General features: G+C 67.9%; 9 protein-coding genes. All 9 read left to right on the plus strand.

The annotated features are described in order from the left end of the window. Positions 1-490 (plus strand): 50S ribosomal protein L4 (rplD, locus tag G6019_RS02725; RefSeq protein WP_182626995.1); only part of this gene is annotated, 490 nt, incomplete at its 5' end. Beyond that, positions 487-789 carry a 50S ribosomal protein L23 gene (rplW, locus tag G6019_RS02730; RefSeq protein ID WP_095717595.1) on the plus strand — a complete coding sequence of 101 codons (303 nt, stop codon included), beginning with the start codon at positions 487-489 and terminating at the stop codon, positions 787-789. The genes rplD and rplW, both read left to right, overlap by 4 nt. Before the next feature lie 31 nt (positions 790-820). Continuing rightward, entirely contained in the window at positions 821-1,657 is an 837-nt protein-coding gene (gene rplB, locus G6019_RS02735; RefSeq protein ID WP_107757059.1) for a 50S ribosomal protein L2, read from the plus strand. A gap of 14 nt (positions 1,658-1,671) precedes the next feature. Next, positions 1,672-1,953 carry a 30S ribosomal protein S19 gene (rpsS, locus tag G6019_RS02740; protein WP_017838195.1) on the plus strand — a complete coding sequence of 94 codons (282 nt, stop codon included), beginning with the start codon at positions 1,672-1,674 and terminating at the stop codon, positions 1,951-1,953. Beyond that, entirely contained in the window at positions 1,950-2,390 is a 441-nt protein-coding gene (gene rplV / locus G6019_RS02745) for a 50S ribosomal protein L22 (RefSeq protein WP_107757058.1), read from the plus strand. Before rpsS ends, rplV begins: the two co-directional genes overlap by 4 nt. Further along, the gene (rpsC, locus tag G6019_RS02750; protein ID WP_017838197.1) at positions 2,391-3,224 is read left to right on the plus strand and encodes a 30S ribosomal protein S3; all 834 of its coding nucleotides are present in this window, start codon (positions 2,391-2,393) and stop codon (positions 3,222-3,224) included. It abuts the gene before it with no gap. 3 nt (positions 3,225-3,227) lie between these two features. Beyond that, positions 3,228-3,644 (plus strand): 50S ribosomal protein L16, encoded by a 417-nt coding sequence (gene rplP / locus G6019_RS02755; protein WP_017838198.1) that lies wholly within the window; start codon positions 3,228-3,230, stop codon positions 3,642-3,644. Then, positions 3,644-3,874 (plus strand): 50S ribosomal protein L29, encoded by a 231-nt coding sequence (gene rpmC, locus G6019_RS02760; RefSeq protein ID WP_017838199.1) that lies wholly within the window; start codon positions 3,644-3,646, stop codon positions 3,872-3,874. The genes rplP and rpmC overlap by 1 nt, the downstream gene beginning before the upstream one ends. Positions 3,875-3,891: 17 nt before the next feature. After that, on the plus strand, positions 3,892-4,167 hold the full coding sequence (gene rpsQ, locus G6019_RS02765) for a 30S ribosomal protein S17 (protein ID WP_095717594.1): 276 nt from the start codon (positions 3,892-3,894) through the stop codon (positions 4,165-4,167). Positions 4,168-4,218 lie beyond the last annotated feature (51 nt).

Genomic DNA, 4,218 nt, shown 5'->3' on the forward strand with positions numbered 1-4,218 from the left:
TAAGCCGTTCCGCCAGAAGGGCACCGGCCGTGCGCGCCAGGGCTCGACCCGCGCCCCGGCCTACACCGGCGGTGGCACGGTCCACGGCCCCAAGCCGCGTGACTACTCGCAGCGCACGCCCAAGAAGATGAAGGCCGCCGCCCTCCGCGGGGCCCTGTCCGACCGGGCCGCGAACGATCGCATCCACGTGGTCACCGAGGTCGTCGAGGGCCAGACCCCGTCGACGGCGGGCGTGCGGGACTTCCTCGCGAGCCTGTCGGACCGCAAGAAGTTCCTGCTCGTGGTGGGCCGCGAGGACATCGCGGCGTGGCGTTCGGTGGGCAACCTGGACAACGTCCATCCCATCGCCCCGGATCAGCTGAACACCTACGACGTGCTGAACGCAGACGACGTCGTGTTCACGGTCGAGGCTCTGGACGCGTTCGTCTCGCAGGCCAGCAAGCGTGCCGCAGGCACGGAGAACACCGCCGCGAAGGAGGCCGACAAGTGAGCACCGTCGCCGATCCCCGGGACGTGATCATCGCCCCGGTCGTCTCCGAGAAGGCCTACGGCCTGCTCGAGCAGGGCGTGTACACGTTCCTGGTCGCCCCGGACGCCAACAAGACGCAGATCAAGATCGCCCTCCAGGAGATCTTCGGCGTCACCGTTGAGTCCGTCAACACCGCCAACCGTCAGGGCAAGCGCAAGCGCACCCGCACCGGGTTCGGACAGCGCAAGAGCACCAAGCGCGCCATCGTGACCCTCGCGGCCGACAGCAAGCCCATCGAGATCCCGGGTCTGACCGCCTGACGGCGGGACGAGTTAAGGACGAGAGAACCTCATGGCTATCCGCAAGTACAAGCCCACGACGCCCGGCCGTCGCGGCTCGAGCGTCTCGGACTTCGCCGAGATCACGCGCTCGACGCCCGAGAAGTCGCTGCTTCGCCCACTACACAAGACCGGTGGCCGTAACGGCCACGGTCGCATCACCACCCGCCACAAGGGCGGTGGACACAAGCGCCAGTACCGCGTCATCGACTTCCGTCGCAACGACAAGGACGGCGTCGACGCCACCGTCGCGCACATCGAGTACGACCCCAACCGCACCGCCAACATCGCCCTCCTGCACTACGCGGACGGCGAGAAGCGGTACATCCTCGCCCCGCGCAACCTCAAGCAGGGCATGAAGGTCGAGTCGGGTGTCGGTTCCGACATCAAGGTCGGCAACAACCTGCCGCTGCGCAACATCCCCGCCGGTACCGTCGTGCACGCCGTGGAGCTCCGCCCCGGCGGCGGCGCCAAGATGGCCCGCGCCGCGGGTGCCGGGATCCAGCTGCTCGGCAAGGAGGGCGCGTACGCCTCCCTCCGGATGCCGTCCGGTGAGATCCGCCGGGTCGACGTCCGCTGCCGCGCGACGATCGGCGAGGTGGGCAACGCCGAGCAGGGGAACATCAACTGGGGCAAGGCCGGCCGCATGCGGTGGAAGGGCGTCCGCCCGACCGTCCGCGGCGTCGTGATGAACCCCGTCGACCACCCGCACGGTGGTGGCGAGGGCAAGACGTCCGGTGGACGTCACCCCGTCAGCCCGTGGGGCCAGCCCGAGGGCCGGACCCGCAAGCCCAACAAGGCGAGCGACAAGATGATTGTCCGCCGCCGTCGCACCGGTAAGAAGCGCTAAGGAGGGAAACTAGGATGCCTCGTAGTCTCAAGAAGGGTCCGTTCGTCGACGAACACCTCCTCGCGAAGGTGGACGCGCAGAACGACAAGGGTACCCATCAGGTCATCAAGACCTGGTCGCGTCGCTCGACGATCCTGCCCGATTTCATCGGCCACACGTTCGCCGTCCACGACGGCCGCAAGCATGTGCCCGTGTTCGTGTCCGATTCCATGGTGGGTCACAAGCTCGGCGAGTTCGCGCCGACGCGCACGTTCAAGGGGCACATCAAGGACGATCGGAAGAGTAAGCGTCGATGAGCACTGATACCAGCAAGACCGCCGAAGGCACGGCGCAGGAGGAGCAGAAGCTCACCGCCCGGGCCACCGCCAAGTTCGTCCGCGTCACGCCCATGAAGGCGCGTCGCGTGATCGACCTGATCCGGGGCAAGGACGCCTCCGACGCGCTGGACATCCTGCGGTTCGCCCCGCAGTCCGCCAGCGAGCCGGTCGGCAAGGTCCTCGCGTCCGCCATGGCGAACGCCGAGAACAACCTCGACCTGGATCCCCGGACCCTCGTCGTGTCGGCCGCGTTCGCCGACGAGGGCCCGACCCTGAAGCGGTTCCGTCCGCGTGCCCAGGGTCGTGCGTTCCGCGTGCGTAAGCGCACGAGCCACATCACCGTCGAGGTGACCAGCGTGCCCGAGAAGGCCGGTTCCGCCGGCCGGGGTCGTCGTAACCAGGGAGGTGCCCGCTAAATGGGACAGAAGATCCAGCCGCACGGCTTCCGTCTCGGCATCACCTCGGACTGGACGTCCAAGTGGTACGCCGACAAGCAGTACGCGGACTACGTCGCCGAGGACATCAAGATCCGTCAGCTCCTGTCCAAGGGCATGGAGCGGGCCGGCATCTCGGGCGTGGACATCTCCCGCACCCGTGACCGGGTCAACGTGGACATCCACACCGCCCGCCCGGGCATCGTGATCGGTCGCCGGGGTGCCGAGGCCGACCGTCTCCGTGGCGAGCTCGAGAAGCTCACCGCGAAGCAGGTCCACCTCAACATCCTCGAGATCAAGAACACCGAGGCCGACGCCCAGCTCGTGGCGCAGGGGATCGCGGAGCAGCTGTCCAACCGCGTGGCGTTCCGTCGCGCGATGCGCAAGGGCATCCAGTCCGCGATGCGTCAGCCCCAGGTCAAGGGCATCAAGGTGGTCTGTTCGGGCCGTCTCGGCGGTGCCGAGATGTCGCGTTCGGAGCGCTACCACGAGGGTCGCGTCCCGCTCCACACCCTGCGTGCCGAGATCGACTACGGCACCTACGAGGCCAAGACCACCTTCGGTCGTATCGGCGTCAAGGTGTGGATCTACAAGGGTGACGTCGTCGGCGGGCGTCGCGAGTCCGACCAGTACGCCCAGTCCAGCAACCGCGGCGGAGCCGACCGGGGACCCCGCCGTGAGCGTGGCGCGGGCCGGCCGCGTCGTTCCGGCGCCCAGGGGACCACCGCCACCAGCACCGAGACCGGCCGCGCCGGTTCCGGTTCGGCTGCCGAGGCACCCGCCCAGGCTCCGCAGAATCAGACCAGGGAGGCGTGAGAAGTGCTCATCCCCAAGCGCGTCAAGCACCGCAAGCAGCACCACCCCGGCCGCAGTGGCGGGGCCAAGGGCGGCACCAAGGTGACGTTCGGTGAGTACGGCATCCAGGCCCTCGAGCCCGCGTACGTCACCAACCGTCAGATCGAGTCCGCTCGTATCGCGATCAACCGCCACATCAAGCGTGGCGGCAAGGTGTGGATCAACATCTACCCCGATCGTCCGCTGACCAAGAAGCCCGCCGAGGTCCGCATGGGTTCCGGTAAGGGATCCGTCGAGTGGTGGGTGGCCAACGTCAAGCCGGGTCGCATCCTGTTCGAGATGTCGTACCCCAACGAGGAGACCGCACGCGAGGCACTGCGCCGCGCGCAGCACAAGCTCCCGTGCAAGACCCGTATCGTGACCCGGGAGGAGCAGTTCTGATGGCTAGTGGAACCACCGCCCCCGAGTTGCGCGAACTCGACGCCGATGCGCTCACCGCGCGTCTCCGTGAGGCCAAGGAGGAGCTGTTCAACCTGCGCTTCCAGATGGCCACGGGTCAGCTGACCAACAACCGTCGCCTGCGGGTCGTCCGTCACGACATCGCACGCATCTACACCGTCATCCGCGAGCGCGAGCTCGGGCTGTCGGCGGCGCCGGGTGATGCCAAGTGAGTGACAAGGAAGCAGCCGTGACTGAGGCCAGCGAGAACATCGAGCGCAACAGCCGCAAGGTGCGCATCGGGTACGTCGTGTCCGACAAGATGGACAAGACCATCGTCGTCGAGCTCGAGGACCGCGTGAAGCACGCGCTCTACGGCAAGATCATGCGCCGTACCGAGCGGGTGAAGGCTCACGACGAGACCAACGACGCCGGAGTCGGCGACCGCGTGCGGATCATGGAGACCCGCCCGCTGTCCGCCACCAAGCGGTACCGCCTCGTCGAGGTCCTGGAGCGCGCGAAGTAAGACCCGCTCCTGTGACATCCGCCGGCCCGGCCCCGAGACCTCGGGGCCGGG

Source organism: Dietzia sp. DQ12-76, from assembly GCF_014145045.1.
Taxonomy (GTDB): Bacteria; Actinomycetota; Actinomycetes; order Mycobacteriales; family Mycobacteriaceae; genus Dietzia.